Annotated in this window: 16 protein-coding genes; 8 read left to right on the plus strand and 8 right to left on the minus strand. The window is 59.0% G+C overall.

The annotated features are described in order from the left end of the window. Positions 1-74: 74 nt before the first annotated feature. Entirely contained in the window at positions 75-932 is an 858-nt protein-coding gene (locus MDHKLMBL_RS10935; protein ID WP_008173524.1) for an acyl-CoA thioesterase, read from the plus strand. Positions 933-936: 4 nt separating this feature from the next. On the opposite strand, the gene MDHKLMBL_RS10940 is transcribed toward MDHKLMBL_RS10935, so the two are convergent. The 3 genes from MDHKLMBL_RS10940 to MDHKLMBL_RS10950 form a co-directional block, all read right to left on the minus strand. Continuing rightward, a complete protein-coding gene (locus MDHKLMBL_RS10940; protein ID WP_053113186.1) occupies positions 937-3,516 on the minus strand; it encodes an EAL domain-containing protein in 2,580 nt (859 codons plus the stop codon). Positions 3,517-3,597: 81 nt separating this feature from the next. Continuing rightward, on the minus strand, positions 3,598-4,044 hold the full coding sequence (locus MDHKLMBL_RS10945; RefSeq protein ID WP_008173520.1) for a flavodoxin: 447 nt from the start codon (positions 4,042-4,044) through the stop codon (positions 3,598-3,600). Between the two features lie 79 nt (positions 4,045-4,123). Next, entirely contained in the window at positions 4,124-5,227 is a 1,104-nt protein-coding gene (locus MDHKLMBL_RS10950) for a GGDEF domain-containing protein (protein ID WP_053113185.1), read from the minus strand. A gap of 209 nt (positions 5,228-5,436) precedes the next feature. Here MDHKLMBL_RS10950 and MDHKLMBL_RS10955 point away from each other — a divergent pair, with 209 nt between their 5' ends. Next, complete coding sequence (locus MDHKLMBL_RS10955) at positions 5,437-6,996, plus strand: inorganic phosphate transporter (protein WP_053113184.1); 1,560 nt, start codon at positions 5,437-5,439, stop codon at positions 6,994-6,996. An 89-nt stretch (positions 6,997-7,085) separates the two neighbouring features. After that, complete coding sequence (locus tag MDHKLMBL_RS10960; protein ID WP_008173512.1) at positions 7,086-7,352, plus strand: hypothetical protein; 267 nt, start codon at positions 7,086-7,088, stop codon at positions 7,350-7,352. A 187-nt stretch (positions 7,353-7,539) separates the two neighbouring features. Here MDHKLMBL_RS10960 and panP read toward each other — a convergent pair whose 3' ends face one another. From panP to MDHKLMBL_RS10980, 4 genes are all read right to left on the minus strand, one after another. Next, positions 7,540-9,216, minus strand: coding sequence for a pyridoxal-dependent aspartate 1-decarboxylase PanP (gene panP / locus MDHKLMBL_RS10965; RefSeq protein ID WP_008173510.1), 1,677 nt, complete (start codon positions 9,214-9,216; stop codon positions 7,540-7,542). 187 nt (positions 9,217-9,403) lie between these two features. Then, the gene (locus MDHKLMBL_RS10970; protein ID WP_053113183.1) at positions 9,404-9,748 is read right to left on the minus strand and encodes a DUF503 domain-containing protein; all 345 of its coding nucleotides are present in this window, start codon (positions 9,746-9,748) and stop codon (positions 9,404-9,406) included. Positions 9,749-9,909: 161 nt separating this feature from the next. Next, positions 9,910-11,610 carry an isovaleryl-CoA dehydrogenase gene (locus MDHKLMBL_RS10975; protein WP_008173507.1) on the minus strand — a complete coding sequence of 567 codons (1,701 nt, stop codon included), beginning with the start codon at positions 11,608-11,610 and terminating at the stop codon, positions 9,910-9,912. A gap of 2 nt (positions 11,611-11,612) precedes the next feature. After that, complete coding sequence (locus MDHKLMBL_RS10980) at positions 11,613-12,245, minus strand: TetR/AcrR family transcriptional regulator (RefSeq protein ID WP_008173505.1); 633 nt, start codon at positions 12,243-12,245, stop codon at positions 11,613-11,615. 272 nt (positions 12,246-12,517) lie between these two features. On the opposite strand from MDHKLMBL_RS10980, the gene MDHKLMBL_RS10985 reads away from it, so the two are divergent. The 5 genes from MDHKLMBL_RS10985 to MDHKLMBL_RS11005 all read left to right on the plus strand — a co-directional run bounded on the left by MDHKLMBL_RS10985 (position 12,518) and on the right by MDHKLMBL_RS11005 (position 18,583). Continuing rightward, positions 12,518-12,739, plus strand: coding sequence for a hypothetical protein (locus tag MDHKLMBL_RS10985; RefSeq protein WP_008173503.1), 222 nt, complete (start codon positions 12,518-12,520; stop codon positions 12,737-12,739). 226 nt (positions 12,740-12,965) lie between these two features. Beyond that, a complete protein-coding gene (locus tag MDHKLMBL_RS10990) occupies positions 12,966-13,919 on the plus strand; it encodes a lipase secretion chaperone (protein ID WP_227507833.1) in 954 nt (317 codons plus the stop codon). A 141-nt stretch (positions 13,920-14,060) separates the two neighbouring features. Continuing rightward, complete coding sequence (hemB, locus tag MDHKLMBL_RS10995; protein WP_008173501.1) at positions 14,061-15,080, plus strand: porphobilinogen synthase; 1,020 nt, start codon at positions 14,061-14,063, stop codon at positions 15,078-15,080. A 49-nt stretch (positions 15,081-15,129) separates the two neighbouring features. Next, a complete protein-coding gene (gene ppk1 / locus MDHKLMBL_RS11000; protein WP_053113181.1) occupies positions 15,130-17,271 on the plus strand; it encodes a polyphosphate kinase 1 in 2,142 nt (713 codons plus the stop codon). Between the two features lie 22 nt (positions 17,272-17,293). Beyond that, positions 17,294-18,583, plus strand: coding sequence for a DUF945 family protein (locus MDHKLMBL_RS11005; protein WP_008173497.1), 1,290 nt, complete (start codon positions 17,294-17,296; stop codon positions 18,581-18,583). 61 nt (positions 18,584-18,644) lie between these two features. On the opposite strand, the gene coaD is transcribed toward MDHKLMBL_RS11005, so the two are convergent. Next, positions 18,645-19,121, minus strand: coding sequence for a pantetheine-phosphate adenylyltransferase (gene coaD, locus MDHKLMBL_RS11010; protein ID WP_008173494.1), 477 nt, complete (start codon positions 19,119-19,121; stop codon positions 18,645-18,647). Positions 19,122-19,318 lie beyond the last annotated feature (197 nt).

The raw sequence follows: 19,318 nt of genomic DNA on the forward strand, positions 1-19,318 counted from the left end.
GGCTTTTCATTGCGAAATTTCGCCGCTTGCGGTAGAAAACTCCTTCGTGTGCTAACGAAATCACAGGAGCAGGCATGCTTGAGGTAACCAAGAAACTGGTGGAGTTGCTGGATCTCTCGCCCATCGGTGACGACCATTTCCAGGGGGACAGCGAGGATCTGGGCTTTCCAAACGTGTTTGGCGGGCAGGTTCTTGGTCAGGCGCTGATGGCGGCCAGCCGAACTGTTGAAGGTCGCCTTTGCCACTCCCTTCATGCCTACTTTTTGCGCCCCGGTAATCAGGACATGCCCATCGACTACGAGGTCCAGCGGGTCCGTGATGGTGGCAGTTTCTCGGTACGTCGGGTGATTGCCCGCCAGGACGGCAAGGAAATCCTGACCGGTTCCATGTCGTTCCAGGTAGCCGAGGAAGGATTCGAGCATCAGCTGATCATGCCGGATGCGCCGGACCCGGAAACACTTCGCTCGGAACAGGAATGGGGCGAACTGCTGGCACCCCAGGTACCCGAGAAGATGCGCCCGATTCTGACCCGGGACCGCCCGATCGAGATCCGCCCGGTGAACCCGGTCAACCCCCTGAAGCCGGAGAAGCGGCCGCCCCACAAGCAGAGCTGGTTCCGGGCCCAGGGGCATCTGCCAGACGATCCCGTACTTCACCGTTGCCTGCTCACTTACGCATCGGATTTCCAGTTCCTCGGGACTTCCCTGAACCCGCACGGCCTGACATTCATGAGCAAGGGGCTGCAGGTGGCCAGCCTTGATCACTCGATCTGGTTCCACCGGGATTTCCGCATGGACGAATGGCTGTTGTACGACAAGGATAGCCCCAGCGCTTCGGCCGGACGGGGATTCAATCGGGGTAATTTCTTCAATCAGGACGGTGTGCTGGTGGCATCCACTACCCAGGAAGCACTGATTCGTCAGAGGTCCTAGCCGGCTAGCCCAGCTTACGCTGGTCCGGCTGCTGGTGATTCTTATCCAGCCAATCCATCATTTCGTCGAAGGGCAGTGGCGGTGTCAGCAGGTAACCCTGGATCATGTCGCAGCCCATGTCCCTGAGCAGATTGGCGGTTACCTCATCCTCCACACCCTCGGCCACCACCTGATAGCCCAGGCTGTGGCACATATCAATGGTGGTCTGCACAATCACCCGGTCTTCCGCCTCGGTGGTCAGCTCGGTGACCAGTGACCGATCGATTTTGACCTCGCTCGCAGGTAGCTGCTTGATGTAGGACAGTGAAGAGTAGCCGGACCCAAAGTCATCGATCGAAACCGGAATGCCGGTGGCGCTGAGTGAGTTCAGCGCTCGCAGGGAGTTGCCCGGGTCCTGCATCATGGACGTTTCCGTTACCTCGAAAATAATCGAGCCCTGATGGCTGTGATAGCTGTTCATCAGACGCTGAACAAAGATGGGAAAGTCCGGTTCCCGCAGGTTGTTGGGCGAAATATTGATGGATATGTTCAGGGGCCAGCCGCGCTCCAGTAAGTGTGAGCGCAATTCCAGTGATTGCTCAATGACCCACCGGGTCAGAGGTTTAATTAGACCGGTCTGTTCCGCCAGACTGACAATCTCATCGGCGCGGATGGGGGTTGCCCGGCCGGGCCACCGGATCAGAACCTCAATTCCGACGATTCGACCCGTTTTCAGGCTCTGCTTGGGTTGCATGAACAGAGCGAGCTCGTTGGTATTGAGCGCATGCCGTAGCTCCGACACCAGGGTCAATCGGTCGGCGCTGTAGGAGTCCTTTTTGGATTTGTAATAGGCTATGCCACGTTCCCGCGCAGAGTCGGATCCTTCAGCGATCACTGCCCGACGTATCAGGGTATTGGCATCGGTGCCGTGCTCGGGAAAAATTGCCACTCCCAGGGCGGGGTCCAGAGGTATCTGCATGCCCAGATAGTCGATCGGGTAGCGTATGCCCTCCAGCGCCTTCAGAATGGCTCTGGGAACGTGGCCGGTTGCATCGGCGTCGACAACAAAGGCGAATGTCTGTGGGTCCAGTGACGCCAGGTAGAAATTGCGCTGATCACTCTGCTCAATCGGCAAGGCGCCCGGGAGCTCCCTCGCCACGGCATTGTAGTGCTTGGATGCCAGCGCCAGAATGCGGTCGCTGTTGCGATGCCCCAGCGTCTTCGTGACCGACTGCAGGTTATTCAGGTGGATGACGGCGACGCCATAGCGTCGCTCGGGGCTGCGCAGCATCAGGTCGTTCAGCATCATTTCCAGGCTGCTCCGATTGGGGAGGCCGGTAAGGGGATTATGCAGCGCATGATCCATCAGTTTCAGCTCTGCTGACCGTCGTGCTGCCAGAGCATTCAGTTCGGCTTCCCGGGCGTCAACCTTGTCCTGGCGTTCCTGATAAATTCGCGCCGCGAGGGCCAGCGTGAGCAGAATGGCCTCCAGTGCCGACCCAATCTGCATACCGTAGGTGGTCACAAAATTGTTTGGCAGCAGGCCGTACTTGTTGGCCGCGGTTATTGCGCTGCCCAGTGTCAGTGCCGCCCAGGCCACCGTGTAATAACCGGCTTGCGGGTTCCCCTTCCACCATTGCACGGGCCCCAGAACAGTGAGCAAAAGGCAGCTGGGTATTGCCAGGGCCACGGTCAGTCGGCTGCCCGTGCTGTAGTCCAGAAAGAATGTCATCAGACCAACCACTGCATTCAGTGAGATCATGAACAGTACGAGCCGGTTCAGAACAGGCCCGGTGTGTTCAAGTTTCAGGAATGAGCGGGAGAACACCAGGGTGAAGAAAAGAGAGAAAGGCACAGCCAGCAACATGATCTGATTCTGTAGGGCAGGGCTGTCAGGCCAGAGAAACTGATAAGTTGAGCCATTCAGGCTTCCGATAAGTAATAGATAGCCGAGTGTCGAGAGCACGTAGAGCAGGTATACCGGCTCTCGTAGCGCGGCAAAAATAAACAGGTTGAAGAAAATCACCGTGATCAGGATGCCGTAGTAAAGCGCGTGCATCTGGTCTTCGGTGGAAGAATGCTCGAAGAACGCCTGGGCGTTCCAGAGACGAACCGGAATCTGCATGGCCCCCTCGGTGCGCACCTCCAGCAGAATCTGGTACTCGCTGGCTATGCTTTGCTCGAAGGGGAACAGGAAATGGCGGTGCAGTATCGGGCGCTGTTCAAACGGAACGTGGTCTCCGGTCTCCACCCGCCGTGCGATTCGGCCGTTCTCAATCAGGTGGAAGGTCACTTTATCCAATTGCGAGTAGCGAACTTCAAGAAGGTTGATGGTCGCCGGCTGCGATACCGGAAACCGAAGCCAGACGGTATCGCGGATATAGCCAAAATTCGGACTTTTTTCCTCGAGAGTTTGCCAGCTGTCGGAGGCCAGGGCTTCACTGACCGTCAGCTTGTTGTCGGGGGCAACGCGCAGGTACTCGATTTGCGGAACATAGGAATCCTCGGCCCCGAAGGATGGGGCGGACAGGCCGGATAACAGCAAAAGTGTTATCAGTAAACGAAGCCAGAGGGTGGATGCCACGTCGTACCGCTTAATTGTCATTGTCTCTGGGAGTATGGCGTGTCGTCTTTGGCGGCTCAAGTCGCTGGCAGAGCCTGATTGGCAAATTTTTGTAGCCGTGTCTCAGATCTGCTCCAGCCACCCCCGGACCCAGGGCAGCGCTTCGGCCTCCGGTTCCATGGTTTCCAGGGCATCAATCCGAAGCGTGTCACCAACCTTACGGGCAGCGGTTTCGTAAAGCGCTTCCTCCATGAGGTCGCCAGCGCCACAGAAAGTATCTCCGTAGGAGCTGTCACCCAGGACGATGATGCCAAACGGCCGGCCGGGTTGTTGTGGCAACTGGTCCCTCAGGTCCAGGTAGAAGGGCAGCAGATTGGCCGGAAGCTCGCCCTGTCCGGTTGTCGATGTGCATACCAGTAGCGCATCGTTGTTCGACGTGATGTCATCCAGTGCCGGATTTTCCAACACGGTCACGTGGTGACCTTCCCCCTCAAGCTCTTTCTTGAGCGTTCTGGCCGTCAGGAGCGCGCCGCCATAGACGCTGCCCACCAGGATTCTGATTGATGTCATAGGTTATCTGCTCGCTGCCTTGGCACTGTTCATACGGTCGTTCGGTGGCGCACGATCATAGCGGGAGTGCTTTCTCGCCTCAAGGCGAGTGGGTGGGGGAAGGTTCGCTTTCCTGGCTTCGAACCCGCGGTGCTATCCGGTTGCGCCCGGATTCCTTGGCATTGTAGAGGTTCAGGTCGGCCTGTTTGAGAAGATCGTCAAGTGACCGGGCCTTGGCGATGGAGCAGACACCGGCGCTGATGGTTACCGGTAATGCCTGATCTCTGAACCGGAACGGGTGCCTGGCAACTTGCGACCGCAGTCTTTCAGCCAGGCTCAGGGCCTGGAGCAGTGAAGTGTCAGGCAATAACACCAGAAATTCTTCACCGCCCCATCGGGCCGCGACATCCGCCTGCCGAATCACGGTTCGCATCAATGCAGCGAACTCCCGCAGGACATCGTCGCCCGCGTCGTGTCCGAACTGGTCGTTGATCTGTTTGAAAAGGTCGAGATCGATCAGGGCAATGGAGAAGTGGTGGCCGGAGCGCTGGTAGCGGGAAAACTCCATGGTCAGGCGGTTCTGCATTTCACGGCGGTTGGCCAGCCCGGTGAGCTCGTCGGTGCGGGCGGCGTGCTCATGGGTTTCGGCCAGCGCCAGAAGTTCATTACGTGCTTTCAGTCGGCTGGCTTCGAGGACGAAACAGAAAATCGATTCGAAGGTCAGGGCCGCAAAAAAGCGGATCTTGAAATCCATGCTGTATTCCGCCGAGACCAGCGGTAGCCCGGGAAACTGGAACACCACTACCGCGACCAGGTAGCAGAACAGCAACACCGCCGTGCCGGTTTTCAGGTCAGTCAGGTAAAAAAGCAGAGGCGGGAAGACGTAAAACCAGAGTGGCCCGGTGTTGCTCTCGCCGCCGGACGCAATCAGGTAGGTGAAAAGCAGGCCGACAATAACGATCATCCCGGCTTTCTGGCGTGCCCGGTTGCCGGTGCTGGCAAAGTGCAGCATGTTCACGGCAATCAGACCGATGAAGGACCAGAGCACCCAGGCATGGGTCTCGTGTCCGGCGAACCAGGCCTTGGTACCGATGCCAACCAGAAAAGCGATAGCGGTTGCCGAGAGCCAGGTGAGCAGACGCGAGACCTGGCCGTCTTCCCGTTCGCCGGCAGCGAGCTGTCCGGAGGAAGTTGAATGAGGCATGGGAACCTTTTTTTTGCTGTTTTTGTGATTTTGGCGCTTATGTCCGGGATTATGAGTCAATTTAGTGCGTTTTTGCACTCGAGTCTGTGATGTGTTTAGTCTGTGTGAATTGTGACCGTTTTATTTCATTTTCATGTCAAAAAAATTATAGTTGCCGCGCGAAAGTGTTCGCCCCCAATCCTCACAGACTAAACGAGACCTGATCTGTTATGGCCCGTTCGAGCGGATTCCTGGATACCCTTCTCACCAGCCCTACCACGGAACGATACAGGGTCGGCATCAGCCTGCTTTTCTTACTTGGCGTGTGGCTGACTGTCGGATCATTCAGCCAGGGAATGCCCAACAGTATGTTGCTGATGGCCGCCGCGGTGATTGGCGGGTACATGGCGATCAACATTGGCGCCAATGACGTTGCCAACAACGTGGGGCCAGCGGTGGGTTCTGGTGCCCTGTCCCTGGGTGCCGCTGTGCTCATCGCAGCCGTTTTCGAGGCCGGTGGCGCGATCATCGCCGGCGGAGATGTGGTCTCCACCATCAAGGGTGGCATCATTGATCCCTCCAATCTGGAAGAGAGCAGGGCGTTCGTGTGGCTGATGACCGCCGCCCTCCTGGCTGGCGCCCTCTGGCTGAATCTGGCCACCTGGATGGGCGCGCCTGTGTCTACAACCCATTCCATTGTTGGCGGCGTTCTGGGTGCCGGTATCGCCGCCGGTGGCTGGGGTATTGCTGATTGGGCGGTGATGGGCAAGATTGCCGCCAGCTGGGTGATTTCGCCGGTGCTGGGCGGTGCTCTGGCAGCCCTGTTCCTGTTTGCGATCAAGAAGACTGTGCTCTATCGAAGAGAGGTCATTCCGGCCGCGAGGACCTTTGTTCCCTGGCTGGTGGCGATCATGGCCTGGGCCTTTGGCACCTACCTGATGATCAAGGGCGTCAAGAAGATCGTCAAAGTCGATTTTCTCGAGGCGACGCTGATCGGGCTTGCCGCGGCCGCCGTGGTGTTCTTCGTTATGCGCACCCTGGTGGGCCGCATGGCATCGACCATGGAGAACAGCTCGGCAGGCGTGAATACCCTGTTTACCTGGCCGTTGATCTTTGCCGCGGCACTGCTGAGTTTCGCCCACGGCGCCAACGACGTGGCGAACGCCATTGGTCCGCTCGCTGCCATTAACGATGCCCTCTCGGCTGATTCGGTGGTTATGTCAGCGAATATTCCCCTGTGGGTCATGATGGTGGGTGCCCTGGGTCTGGCCGTTGGCCTGATGCTGTTCGGCCCACGCCTGATTAAGACCGTCGGCAGCGAAATCACCGAACTGGATAAGACCAGGGCGTTCTGCATCGCGCTTTCGGCAGCGCTCACGGTGATCCTTGCGTCTCAGCTTGGCCTGCCTGTTAGCTCCACCCATATCGCGATTGGTGGCGTGTTCGGCGTTGGCTTCCTTCGGGAGTACCTGAAGTCCAACTACGCAACCCAGCTGCACAAGATCATGGAGCACCATGATCCTGCCGAGCAGGAGCGTCTGAAGCCGTTCCTGGATGATTTCCGCAATGCGTCGGTTGAGGAGATGGAGAACCTGCTCAAGCGGGCCAAGAAGAAAAAGCAGGTCCCTCTGTCCAAGTCCGAGCGTAAACGCCTGAAGAAGATCTACCGGGAAGAGCTGGTGAAGCGTTCGCATCTGGTGCGCATTGCCGCAGCCTGGATCATCACCGTACCGGCATCGGCCATTATGGCAGCGATTCTGTTCTTCACCCTGCGAGGCTTGTTGATCTGACCGGGCTGGTTGTATAAACCGAGTTTGGTCATACTATCTGTAAAAAGGGGTGTTTCACCCCTCAAGCCTATTTGTCCGTGGAGTGAAGTATGAGTTCATCCGTTGAAGGCCGTCAGGCGAAGATGATTAATGAGCTGAGGACCTTCATCAAGAAGGTTTTGAGCGACCCGACCATTGCCGTCAAGTCCATGGAGATTGCTCGCAAGCACCGGGGTCAGCCGAATGCCGAGGAGCTGATTGCGCAGGAAATCAGTGCCAGCACCAATATCCGGATTCCCGAGAACTGGAGTGAGGCGGATAAGATGTTCCTGGATATCATCCATGATGTTCTGGATGATGAAGAGGCCCTGTACTAAGGCCTTGTCTGCAGGCTTGGGAGAAGCGAGCCGGGCGGGGGATGGTTCAAAAACACGCTGTGAATACGTCCCTGTACGCTTGGCTCCGCCATCCCTGGCTCCGCACAGTTTTTGAACCATCCCCCGCCCGGCTCAACTGAGCCATGGTTGTTGCCTAAAATCGCCATGGCTAAGTCTTCTGGACTCTTCAGGCCTGTCTCGCGTTCGGCGTCGCCTGCTTCAATACCGCATCCGCCATCTGGTGCAGGATGCTGATCTCATCCTCTATGCCCTCATCCCGTGATAACTCTCTCTGTTCCGAAAGGATGTCGGCCAGGATTTCTTTGGTCGTCAGAGGGTTGGCCAGTACCACCCGGAACACGATGCACGGGAAGTTGTAGTAACGGGCCGGCTCCAGTCGGGTACGTGACACGAACGCCTTGCCCCGTTCCCGCTGGGTTTTCTGGATGAACTTGGTAATCCGGTTCAGACAGGTGTTGAGCTTTTCCGCCTGCAGCGGGTCGGCGCAGGCCAGGGCTTCCTGGACGTTTTCCGGGCAGTAGCGGTAGGTCAGGATGTTCAGTTCCGGTCTCGTGACCAGTTCGAAATCCGGTTCTGCTTCGATCATTTCCGCGAAGGTCTTGGCCTTGTCGATACCCTGGTCGATCAGGATCTCGTAGCCTTCCCGGGCCAGGATTTTCAGGCCGGAGTGGATCAGCATGGACATGCCGGGCCGTGAGCCCTCGAGGGTGGTGCTGCCCAGGTCCCGGGAGCCTTTACGGATGATGTACTGGGCGTGGTGTTCCACGGCGCTGGCGAGGCTCGGGTCGCGGAAGACTACCAGGCCCACGCCCATGGGGACGTAGAGCTGTTTGTGGGCGTCGAAAGTGACGGAATCTGCCTTCTCGATACCGCGCAGCAGGTGTTTGTAGGTGCGGGAGAACAGCGTGGGCCCGCCCCAGGCGGCGTCCACGTGGAAGTGGGCGCCGAATTCGCGGGCGATGTCGGCCATGGCGTCCAGAGGGTCGACGTTGCCGGTTTCGGTGGTGCCGGCCACGCCGCAGATGGCCATGACTTTGATTTTCTGGCGCTGCAGTTCCAGGCACTTGTCCCGCAGGGCATCGGTGTTGATGCGGTTTTCGTCGTCGGTATCCACGGGAATCAGGGATTCCCGGCCCAGGCCGAGTACGTCGGCGGCTTTGCGCAGGGAATAATGGCCGCGGCGCGAGACGACGATGGCGGCGCCTTCGTAGCCGTAGTATTTCAGAGCCCGGAACAGGCCTTCCTGGTGCAGTCCGCGGAAGCTACCCTCGGCCGGGAAGGCCCGGTTGCGGGCGACCCACAGGGCGGTGAGGTTGGCGACTGTGCCACCAGAGCACATGGCACCCAGGGCGTAACGGGGGTCGTGCATCCACTTGCGGTAGAAGGCGCCGTCTTCCTGGTATACCAGCCGGTGAATCATGCCCAGCACCTGGCGCTCCATGGGTGTAAACGCCTTGGAGGTTTCGGTTTTGACCAGGTTCTGGTTCAGGGCAATCATGATTTTCGACAGCGGCAGCATGAAATACGGCAGCGCTGAGGTCATGTGCCCGATAAAGGCTGGTGAGGCGGTGTGAACGGAGTTGGCCACCAGTTTGTCGAGCAGGAACTGGGCCTGTTCAGACACAAAGACCGGCTTCTCGGGAATGCTGTAGTCGGAGAAGTCTTTCTCCACATCCGAGAGGTCCCGTTCTACCGCAACGATGTGCTCCTGCAGAAAGCCTGCAAGATTGCGGGAGATGTTCTGGTCAATCCGGCTCAGCGTCGATTCCGGCGCCTCGGGCACCGTGAATACGCGATACATGGCCTCTACCGAGGCCTGGGCGGATTTTTTCTTTCCGGTCATAGGCGCCACTCACAATCAGTGGTCATCCGAAGGGCCGGTTCCGGATGCCCTGCGGATACGGCCGGCATTGCTGTCCGGCATTAATGTCTGGTCGCCTGCCGCTGGCAGGCGCACTGGCATCCCTGAGGGGGCGTAGTATACGGCCTGGCGACAGGTTACGCCACACGCGGCCCTCGGGGTTATACGGTCAGAGTATTTCCCGGTGTATATCCAGTATGGCAGCATCCACGCGTTCTTCGATGGCTTTTTCGATCTGGTCCAGACGCTGGGTAATCTGCTGTGAGGAGGTGCCCAGGGCCGCGATGGTCCAGGTGGCGCAGTCGAGAGCCTCCTGGTCGGCGGTTTCGGCGACGGCGAGGTCGGGTTCTTTGCCCCAGACGGCCTTCAGGGCGGTGAAGACTTTGCGTTTGGCTTTGAGGTCGTCGCAGCCGTAGAGCTGGAAGTGCAGGGTCAGTACGCCCACGTGGGGCGTTATAACCGGCTGTTGGGGCTTTTGGCCTTCCCGCAGGAGTTTTCTCAGGGCTTCTGACATCTTTGATTCCGTGCTGGAGTCGATGAGAAATCCCCTCCCAAAAAACGCTCCTTGCGGCACATCCCTGTGGCGCTTGGGCTCCGCCATCCATGGCTCCGCACATTTTTGGGAGGGGATTCCCCATCGACTCTCAGAGTTCTCAGTGGGCTTCCAATAGCAACTTAGCCTACTACAGGCGTTGCCCGTTTGATAATGGCTGCCGGATCGGTGCCCGAGGGCAGGTTGCCGTAGTTCATGCCGCCACTGGACTCGAGTCTCGAGGCGCAGAAGGCGTCGGCGACGGCGGCATCCGAGTGGCGGAGCAGCAGGGAGCCCTGCAGGGCCAGGGCCATGCGATCGACCAGGTTTCGGGCGCGGTACTGGAAATCGCTGATGTCGGCGAAGTCGTGTTGCAGCTGCGCCAGGAACTGGTCGAAGCGGCGATCGGCGCCTTTGGCTTCAGCGGCTTCCTTGAAGAAGGCGTCGAGGGTTTCAGGCTCTTTTTGCAGGGCGCGCAGGGTGTCCAGGCACTGAACGTTGCCACTGCCTTCCCAGATGGCGTTGACGGGAGATTCCCGGAACAGCCGGGGCATGATGCAGTCTTCCATCACGCCGCTGCCGCCGATGCATTCCATGGCCTCATAGGCATGGTTCGGGGTGCGTTTGCAGATCCAGTATTTGCCGACCGGTGTGGCCAGGCGGGCCAGCAGTCGTTCGTGTTCTTTGTCCTGGTTGTCCAGGGCGCGGGCGATGCGCATGGTATAGGCCAGTGCCGCTTCGCTTTCCAGGGCCAGGTCGGCCAGAACATTCTGCATCAGAGGCTGATCGATCAGGCGGGCACCGAAGGCGCTGCGGTGACGGCAGTGGTGACTGGCCTGGGCGATGGCCTGACGCATGCCGGCGGAGCTGCCGATCATGCAGTCGAAGCGGGTCATGGCCACCATTTCAATGATGGTGGGCACGCCGCGGCCTTCCTCGCCAACCATCCATGCAAGGGCGCCGCGCAGTTCGGCTTCGCTGGAGGCGTTGGCAACGTTGCCCATTTTGTTCTTGAGGCGCTGGACCTGCCAGGGGTTCTTGGTGCCGTCCGGGCGCCAGCGGGGCATCAGGAAGCACGACAGTCCTGACTGTGTCTGAGCCAGTACCAGGAAAGCGTCGCACATGGGAGCAGAGACAAACCATTTGTGACCCACCAGCTCATAGGCCTGGCCCGGGCCTCCCGCGCCGATCGGGTAGGCCCTGGTGCTGTTGGCGCGAACGTCGCTGCCACCCTGTTTCTCGGTCATGGCCATGCCAATGGTCACGGAACTTTTCTGGCTGTCCGGCAGGTTGCGGGGATCGTAGCTGTCGGCCAGGATCCTGGCTTCCCAGTCGGCCGCCAGTTCCGGCTGCTTGCGAATTGACGGGATGGCGGCAAAGGTCATGGTTACAGGGCAGCAGTGGGCGGCCTCCACCTGGGAGTGCATGTAGTACTTGGCTGCGCGGGCAACATGCGCGCCCTGGCCTGGATGGCTCCAGGGGCTGCTGTGGAGACCATTGTCGAAGGCAATCCGCATCAGCTCATGATAGGCCGGATGGAAGTCCACTTCGTCGATGCGGTGGCCGAAACGGTCATGGGTGTTGAAGACCGGTTTGTTGGCGTTGGCGCGAAACCCCAGGTCAATGGTCTGCGCGGCCCCGGCCAGGGCTCCGAATGCCTTGAGGTCCTCGGCAGCTTTACCGGCGCCCTCCCGGAGGGCAGCTTCCTGCAGGGCAATGTCCTGTTCGAACAGGTTATAGTTCTCCAGGGCCGGTGGCTGGTTGAAGACCTCGTGGGTGCTGGCCAGGTAGCGATCTTCCTGGTCGTTTGATGGCGTCTCTGGCCCGGGCTGCCGCGCGTTCATAGCTACCTCCTGGTGCCGGTCAACCCCTGCATACAAAAGCAGATGATGGAATTGACCAGCGGGTCATTGTTGTCTTCTGTTGTGCTGGTGGCCTGGCTGGTCTGTGTCGGTGACAGGGGGCCAACCAGGCTTTCCGCTATGGCGCCCACCAGGCAGGTGCTGCTTTGGCGAGCGTCCTGATCCGGGATGCATCCTTCTTCAATGCCTTCGCGGATCGCTTTTTCGAACAGGTTGGCGTACGCCTTGCGGTATGCCAGTCGTTCTTCTTCCACTTTCGGGTCCACCGGCTCGGCGATCAGTGACCAGGCCATTTGCGGGCCTTTCAGTGCCCGCTCGGCAAATTGTCTGAGTGCCCGCTCAAGCCGCTCGGCGGCGTTGCCATCGGAGGCCAGAGCTTCGGCGACCTTGTCGACCTCCCGCTGGGTTGCCAGCCGGAAAATCTCGGCGAACAGGTCCTCTCTGGACTCGAAGTGCCGGTAGATAGTTCCTGTGGCAACGCCGGCCAGCCCGGCGATCCGGGTAACCCGCGCGCTTCGAAAACCGCCTTCGGCCACGCACTGATAAGTGCAGTCCACAATCCGTTTGCGCGCCTCCGCCTTGCGCTGGCGCATTTTTTCCGTTTCTCGATAGGCCATTCGGGCTCCCTATAAGCAGTGAATCACTATTCATTCTTTCTGTCAATTTTTTGATCTACAGGCGAATATAAAATTTTCGCATGTAATTCAATTGTTTATTGTGATTTACAAAAATTTACAAAAAAGTCGTTGCCAATAAATAGCGTGGTCACGAAAAGCAGATTATAAAGACGCCAAGACGAAGCCGCAGGCGGTCTTTCGTCGATACGGAGTGAGGTTCCCTGCGGGGTCGCAGCACTCGACCATCTGTTTTCGTTGATGGAGAAAAGATCATGAGTGAATTCGACGAAAGCAACCTGGAGCAGTCCGGAAGCTGGACCAGCGACAGTGACGACAACCATTCCATCGCCGGCCGTGCCCGCGTTCGCGCACAGTTGCAGGCAGACATCGAAGCGTTCCTGAGCCAGGGCGGAAGGATCCAGGAAGTAGATACCTCCTTCCGTTCTGATACACCTCGCAAGGTGGAAGTGGGTTTTAACAACCGCTCCCTCTGAACGTTCAGACGGCAGTCCGGGGCGCTTCGCCCCGGCTCCGTTTTTGATCCCTGTCTCGGTATGACCTGTCAGCGTCGTTTATCCTCGTTCATTATCATTTTGCGCCGTTAGCCCGGGCAAATCGCCAGTCACCCGTAATCTGGACTCCTGTGTGGTAATGAAGCGCCGAATCCATCTTTTCCTTGTTTTGCTACTGATCATAGCAGCTGTTGTCAGCTTCTGGCTGATGACGACAGATCCGGCTGCCGAGGGTGAGCCGGTCGTATCGGCGCCTGTTGATGAGTCTCTGAAATCACTGAACAAGGGGGCGGCCTCTTCTGCGCCCTCCGACCTGGTAAACAACGCTTCCACGGTCCGTGTTCCCGAGCAGTTGCCAGCCTCGCTGGCCGGCACCTCGGTCCCGGATGGTTGGGCCCGAACGGACAGGTTCGGCAATCTTGTCCCGACCCCGCATCTGCGACAGCTGTTCGAGTATTTCCTGTCAGCCCTGGGAGAGGAATCGCTGCAAGCGTTGGTGGCGCGCATTGAAGCGGCGCTGTCGGGCCTGGAAGAGCCAGCGAGATCCCAGGCCCTGGTAACCCTTGGAAACTACCTGGAATACAAACTTGCGGTTTCTGAGCTGGAACAAAGCTATGGTGAGGTGTCCGGGCTTGGCGCGGGTGAGATGCAGCGAAGGATGGCAGAGATCCAGGCACTGCGGCGGACCTGGCTTGATGCCGATACCGCCGCCGCTTTCTTTGCTGACGATGAGGCAGTCGACCGCTTCCAGATCGAAAAACTCAGGATCGCAAGCAATGACAGCCTGACCGATGAGCAGAAAGCAGAAGCTCTTCGCCAGGCCGAGTCTGCCTTGCCGGAGCCGCTCCGCAAGGCCAGGGAGGAGACCCGACGGTTTGCAGACTATGAACAGGTGCGCCGGGAGCTGGCGGATGATCCCCGGGCGCTCGAGGCCTGGCGTCAGGAGGCCTTTGGGGAAGCCGCGGCGGACAGGCTGGCCCGCCTTGAGGAGGAACAAAAGAACTGGGACCGCCGCTGGCAAGTCTATTCACAGGAGCGGGACCGGCTATTGTCCCCCGGGCTTGCCGAGCCGGAACGTCAACAGGCGCTGGAGCGTCTGAGGGCCAGCCACTTCAATGAAACCGAACAGGTTCGAGCCGAGGCGCTGGATTCGATACGGTAATTAACCTGTCATTTAATCGCCCTATCCTGCCAGGGGAGTCTGCAACCAGCGGCGCCGGCCGTGTATGATGGCGCAAAGGGCGCCCGGCGGATGCCGAGACGGTCCATCAGACTTTTTGTTCAGCCATCCAGGAGGTTGTCAGTGCCGATTCCGACTCCCCGTACTTTTCCTGCCACCCGCTTACGCCGTAACCGGGCCAGCGATTTCTCGCGTCGCCTGGTTCGGGAAAACCAGCTCACGCCGGACAACCTGATCTATCCGGTATTCGTGCTGGAGGGTGAGGGCCAGCGGGAACAGGTGCCCTCAATGCCGGGAGTGGAGCGCCTGAGCATTGATCTGCTGGTTGAACAGGCTGCGGAGCTGGTCGAATTGGGTATCCCGGCAATTGCCCTGTTTCCGGTAGTTCCGGCCGAGAAGAAAAATCTCTCCGGCTCCGGAGCCTGGGATTCCGATGGTCTGGCGCAGAGAGCGGTTCGCGCCCTCAAGTCGGCCCACCCGGAACTCGGAGTGATTACAGACGTGGCGCTGGACCCGTTCACCACCCATGGCCAGGACGGCATCATCGATAACGACGGTTATGTCCTCAATGACGTGACGGTCGAGGCACTGGTCAACCAGGCGCTCTCCCATGCCGATGCGGGCGCCGATGTGGTCGCACCGTCTGACATGATGGATGGCCGTATTGGTGCCATTCGCGAAGCGCTGGAAAACGGCGGCCATGTGAACACACGGATCCTGGCCTATTCTGCCAAGTACGCATCAAGCTATTACGGGCCTTTCCGTGATGCGGTAGGCTCGGCCGCCAATCTCGGCAAGGGTAACAAGGCGACCTACCAGATGGATCCGGCCAACGGTGACGAGGCATTGCATGAGGTCTCGATGGACCTGGCCGAAGGCGCAGACATGGTGATGATCAAGCCCGGTATGCCGTATCTCGATATCGTGCACCGGGTGAAGACGGAATTGCGGGTACCAACATTTGTTTACCAGGTCAGTGGCGAATACGCCATGCATATGGCCGCAGCCCAGAACGGCTGGCTCGACGGGGATGCGGTGATGATGGAAAGCCTGATGGCCATGCGCAGAGCCGGGGCCGACGGAATCCTGACCTACTTTGCCGTGCGCGCGGCCCGACTGATGCGGGACCGTCAGCGCGGATAAGGCCAAAATCATTCGCCAGCAGTGGCGAACACACTGGAATCGAGGAATCATGACAACGGAAACGGCGAAGAATCAGACGGCAGGGGATGACCGGAGTGTGCCTGCGCCGGTGGATGTGCCCCCGGTTGGTGAGGAGATCAACCTGGATGCCAATGAAAATTACTTCAACCGGGAACTGAGCCAGCTCCAGTTTAATTACCGCGTGCTCAAGCAGGCCCTGGATACGACGCACCCGTTGATCAATCGTCTGATTTTCTGCTGCATTTTCAGCAGCAACATGGACGAGTTCTTCGAGATCCGTGTGGCCGGTCTAAGGCAGCAGATGAAATACGGCCGTGAGACCGTTGGTGCCGATGGCATGATGCCGGACCAGGCCCTGGCGGAGATCAGCCGTGTTGCTCACGAGTACATTCGCGAGCAGTACGACATACTGAACAATGTGCTGATTCCCGAGATGGAAGAGCAGAACATTCACTTTGTCCGGCGCCGGGAGTGGACGCCGGAGCAGGCGGAGTGGGTGCGCACTTATTTCGAGGAGGAGATCCTGCCGGTGGTCAGCCCCATCGGGTTGGATCCTTCGCACCCGTTCCCGCGTCTGGTCAACAAAAGCCTGAACTTCATTGTTGAGCTGGACGGCAAGGACGCCTTCGGGCGGGAAACCGGCATGGCGATTGTGCCGGCTCCGCGTTCGCTGCCCCGCCTGGTCCGTCTGCCTGATGATGTCTGCAATGGTGGCGAAAACCTGGTGTTCCTGTCGTCCATGATCCACGCCCACGCCGACGAGCTCTTCCCCGGCATGGAGGTGAAAGGCTGCTATCAGTTCCGGCTGACCCGTAACGCCGACCTTGAGCTTGAAGACGATCTGGAAGACCTGGCCTCGGCCCTGCGTGGTGAGCTGCTCAGTCGCCGGTTTGGCGACGGCGTGCGCCTTGAGGTTGCCGACAACTGCCCGGAAGAGCTGGTTCAGTTCCTGCTGAAGGAATTCGGTCTGACCGAGCGCGATCTTTACCAGGTCCATGGCCCGGTGAACCTGACCCGATTGATGGCGGTCGGAGGGCTGGTGGACCGTCCGGACCTCACCTATTCCGGTTTTTCGCCGTCGATTCCCAAGCTGATACGCAGCAAGGAATCGATGTTCGATGCCATTCGCAAGCGCCCGATTCTATTGTTGCACCCTTACGAAAATTTCAGCCCGGTCGTTGATCTGTTGCGCCAGGCCGCCAAGGATCCTCAGGTTCTGGCGATTCGCCAGACCCTATATCGGACGGGGGCAGACTCGGAGATTGTCGAGGCGCTGGCGGATGCGGCCCGCCGCGGCAAGGAGGTTACCGCGGTTATCGAGTTACGGGCGCGATTCAGTGAGGCCGAGAACCTCGAGCTGGCCAGTCGGCTGCAGGAAGCGGGCGTGATCGTGGTATACGGCGTGGTTGGTTACAAAACCCACGCCAAGATGATTCTGATTGTGAGGCGTGAGGAGGGACGGCTGCGCCGCTATGTGCACCTGGGCACCGGTAACTACCATGCCGGTAACGCCCGTCTGTATACCGACTACAGCTTCATGACCTGCGATGAGTCCATCAGCGACGACGTCAACAAGCTGTTCCAGCAGCTTACCGGCATGGGTAAGGCCCTGAAGATCAAGAAGCTGTTTCATTCGCCCTTCACCCTCCATCCCCGGCTACTGAGCCTGATTGATCGGGAAGCGGGCTTTGGGGACAAGGGCCGGATCATCTTCAAGTTCAATGCATTGACGGAAATCCAGCTGATCAAGGCGCTTTACCGGGCTTCACAGGCCGGTGTGAAAATCGATCTGATCATCCGCGGCATCTGTTGTCTGCGTCCGGAAGTGCCGGGCCTCTCGGAGAATATTCGGGTGAGGTCGATCATTGGCCGCTTCCTGGAGCACACCCGTGTCTACTACTTTGGCAACAATGGCCGCCCGGATGTGTACTGTTCGAGTGCCGATGGTATGGAACGGAACCTGCTCAGCCGGGTGGAAACCGCTTTCCCCCTGGACGATCCTGATCTTGCCGCCCGGGTCAGAGAAGATCTGGATACCTACCTGGCCGACAATTGCCAGTCCTGGGTACTGCAACCGGACGGCAGTTATATTCAGAACCAGCCCGCAGAAGGTGAAGAGCGCCTTGCCTCACAATTGGTGTTGCTTGAACGGCTGACCGGAAAAACCTGATTCCCGAACTGGAGAAAGTTGTTTGAACACCAAATGGATGATTGCCGGCGCTGGTGTGCTGGCTGTAGCGGGCGGCCTGCCCTGGGTCGTGGGATACGTAACTGAGCAGCAGTGGCACCAGGCAACAGCGGAGGTGAACGATGCACAACCCTTCCTTCGCATGGAAACGGATAACTATGAGAGAGGTATTCTCGGGGCCCGTTTCAGAGGTTCGGTGAACCTGATCAATCCGGAAACCGGTGAATCCCAGAAGCTTGCCTACCGGGCCAATGTGACCCATGGCGTGACCGGCAGCCTGATGGATTTCCAGCCCGAGGATGGCTGGGCCGCCGGCGATAGCGACTGGTTCTCCGGTGAGGAGCCGAAGCTGACCCTGGAAACCCGTCTCTGGGGTACCGCTGTTCTCGAACTCGAAGCGCCCCAGATGACCCTGACGGACCCGGATACCGGGGAGACCCTGGCCTCAAGTGGCGGCTTGGCAAGAATTGAGGTCAGTGAGGCCGGTTCTCAGGCCGATGCCTTGATGGTCTGGCCGGGAGTAACCCTGTCCGGTCCGGACCTGGATATCCAGGTCAGCGACTTCCGCCTCGAGCAAACCATGAGTCATCTGACCGGTGAGGTCTGGACCGGCTCCGGCGAGATTGCGGTGGAATCGGTTGCTGTGACCCCGGCGGCGGAAGCCCCCTTCATGCTTCAGGGGATTTCGGTTCTTAGCAGCAGCGAGCCGGTCAACGATGGTGAGCGCCTGGATTCACGAATGACGTTCGAGGTCGCTGGCGTTTCAACGGCCGATGAGCGTTATGGTCCCCAGAGACTGGTGTTCGCATTGTCCGGGCTGGATGTGGCGGCCTGGAGCAACCTGACCGAGAGCCTTTCATCCATGCAGGCGCTGGCTATCACTCAGGCCTCTGGCGGTCCCCAGCAGTTTGAGCAGCAGATGGCCGCCATGCAGCAGGTGAATGCCGCCGTTCGGGATTTGGCAGCAGCCGGGTTCTCGGTTGGTTTTCCAGAGCTGACGGTGACCACCCCGGAGGGTGTGATAGAAGGCAGCGCCCGGATCGCCCATCCGGAGCTGACGGCGGATCAGAAAGCAGAAATGCTGATGGTGATGCAGCAGTTGACCGGCAAAATGGATCTCAGTCTGCCCGTCGCGCTCGCGGAGGAATACCCGGAATTCCGGTTACAGCTGGCACCGCTGATAAAGCAGGGGCTGCTGGTAGAGCAGGGTGACAGTCTGGTGCTTGATGCCAGTATGAAAGATCTTGTGCTGGACGTGAACGGTGTGGAAATTCCTTTGCCGCCGTTGCTTTGACGCCGCTGCTTCATTGCCATAAAAAAGCCCCGCTGGTCGGGGCTTTTTTGTTAGTTCAGCTTCAGCTGAACTTCTTTTTCAGGGCAGCCTCTACCGCCGGATCAACAAACTCCGAGACATCGCCACCCAGGGATGCGATTTCCCGGATCAGGGTGGAGGAGATGTAGGACAGGTGATTGGCCGGTGTCAGGAAAACGCTTTCCACTTCCGGAGCCAGACGGCGGTTCATGTCGGCCAGCTGGAATTCGTATTCGAAATCCGATACCGCCCGGAGTCCACGGAGGATCACGGTGGCACCCTGTTCACGGACGAAATCGGCGAGCAGGTTGCTGAATCCGGTGACGCTGACATTGGGGAGATGCGCGGTCGCCTGGCGGACCAGTTCGCAGCGTTCTTCTAGATCGAGAAGTGGCTGTTTCTTGGGGTTGTAGGCGATGGCGACGACGATTTCATCAAACATTCGGCCGGCCCGTTCGATCAGGTCGGTGTGGCCGTTGGTGATGGGATCGAAGGTGCCCGGGTAGATGACTTTGGACATGCGCAGCTCCTTTCTTTGCGAGGCCCAAGGATAGCAGCATTTTCGGAGACTCTGTAGGCGTCCGGGGCTTCAGGTCGTGCATGTCGGCTATGTGGTGGGGCCGACTGGAAGGGCTTGTCCGGGAAACGCTACAAGCACATCCCTGTGCGCTTTAGCGAAGCCATCCATGGCTTCTCACATTCCCGGACAAGCCCTTC

Origin of the sequence: Marinobacter flavimaris, from assembly GCF_002933295.1 — a bacterium.
GTDB lineage: Bacteria > Pseudomonadota > Gammaproteobacteria > Pseudomonadales > Oleiphilaceae > Marinobacter > Marinobacter flavimaris.

Bases quoted from the DNA above. Each gene is read 5' to 3' on its own strand.
- MDHKLMBL_RS10935 (WP_008173524.1), top strand. From the start codon at position 75: ATGCTTGAGGTAACCAAGAAACTGGTGGAGTTGCTGGATCTCTCGCCC.
- MDHKLMBL_RS10940 (WP_053113186.1), bottom strand. From the start codon at position 3,516: ATGACAATTAAGCGGTACGACGTGGCATCCACCCTCTGGCTTCGTTTA.
- MDHKLMBL_RS10945 (WP_008173520.1), bottom strand. From the start codon at position 4,044: ATGACATCAATCAGAATCCTGGTGGGCAGCGTCTATGGCGGCGCGCTC.
- MDHKLMBL_RS10950 (WP_053113185.1), bottom strand. From the start codon at position 5,227: ATGCCTCATTCAACTTCCTCCGGACAGCTCGCTGCCGGCGAACGGGAA.
- MDHKLMBL_RS10955 (WP_053113184.1), top strand. From the start codon at position 5,437: ATGGCCCGTTCGAGCGGATTCCTGGATACCCTTCTCACCAGCCCTACC.
- MDHKLMBL_RS10960 (WP_008173512.1), top strand. From the start codon at position 7,086: ATGAGTTCATCCGTTGAAGGCCGTCAGGCGAAGATGATTAATGAGCTG.
- panP (WP_008173510.1), bottom strand. From the start codon at position 9,216: ATGACCGGAAAGAAAAAATCCGCCCAGGCCTCGGTAGAGGCCATGTAT.
- MDHKLMBL_RS10970 (WP_053113183.1), bottom strand. From the start codon at position 9,748: ATGTCAGAAGCCCTGAGAAAACTCCTGCGGGAAGGCCAAAAGCCCCAA.
- MDHKLMBL_RS10975 (WP_008173507.1), bottom strand. From the start codon at position 11,610: ATGAACGCGCGGCAGCCCGGGCCAGAGACGCCATCAAACGACCAGGAA.
- MDHKLMBL_RS10980 (WP_008173505.1), bottom strand. From the start codon at position 12,245: ATGGCCTATCGAGAAACGGAAAAAATGCGCCAGCGCAAGGCGGAGGCG.
- MDHKLMBL_RS10985 (WP_008173503.1), top strand. From the start codon at position 12,518: ATGAGTGAATTCGACGAAAGCAACCTGGAGCAGTCCGGAAGCTGGACC.
- MDHKLMBL_RS10990 (WP_227507833.1), top strand. From the start codon at position 12,966: ATGACGACAGATCCGGCTGCCGAGGGTGAGCCGGTCGTATCGGCGCCT.
- ppk1 (WP_053113181.1), top strand. From the start codon at position 15,130: ATGACAACGGAAACGGCGAAGAATCAGACGGCAGGGGATGACCGGAGT.
- coaD (WP_008173494.1), bottom strand. From the start codon at position 19,121: ATGTCCAAAGTCATCTACCCGGGCACCTTCGATCCCATCACCAACGGC.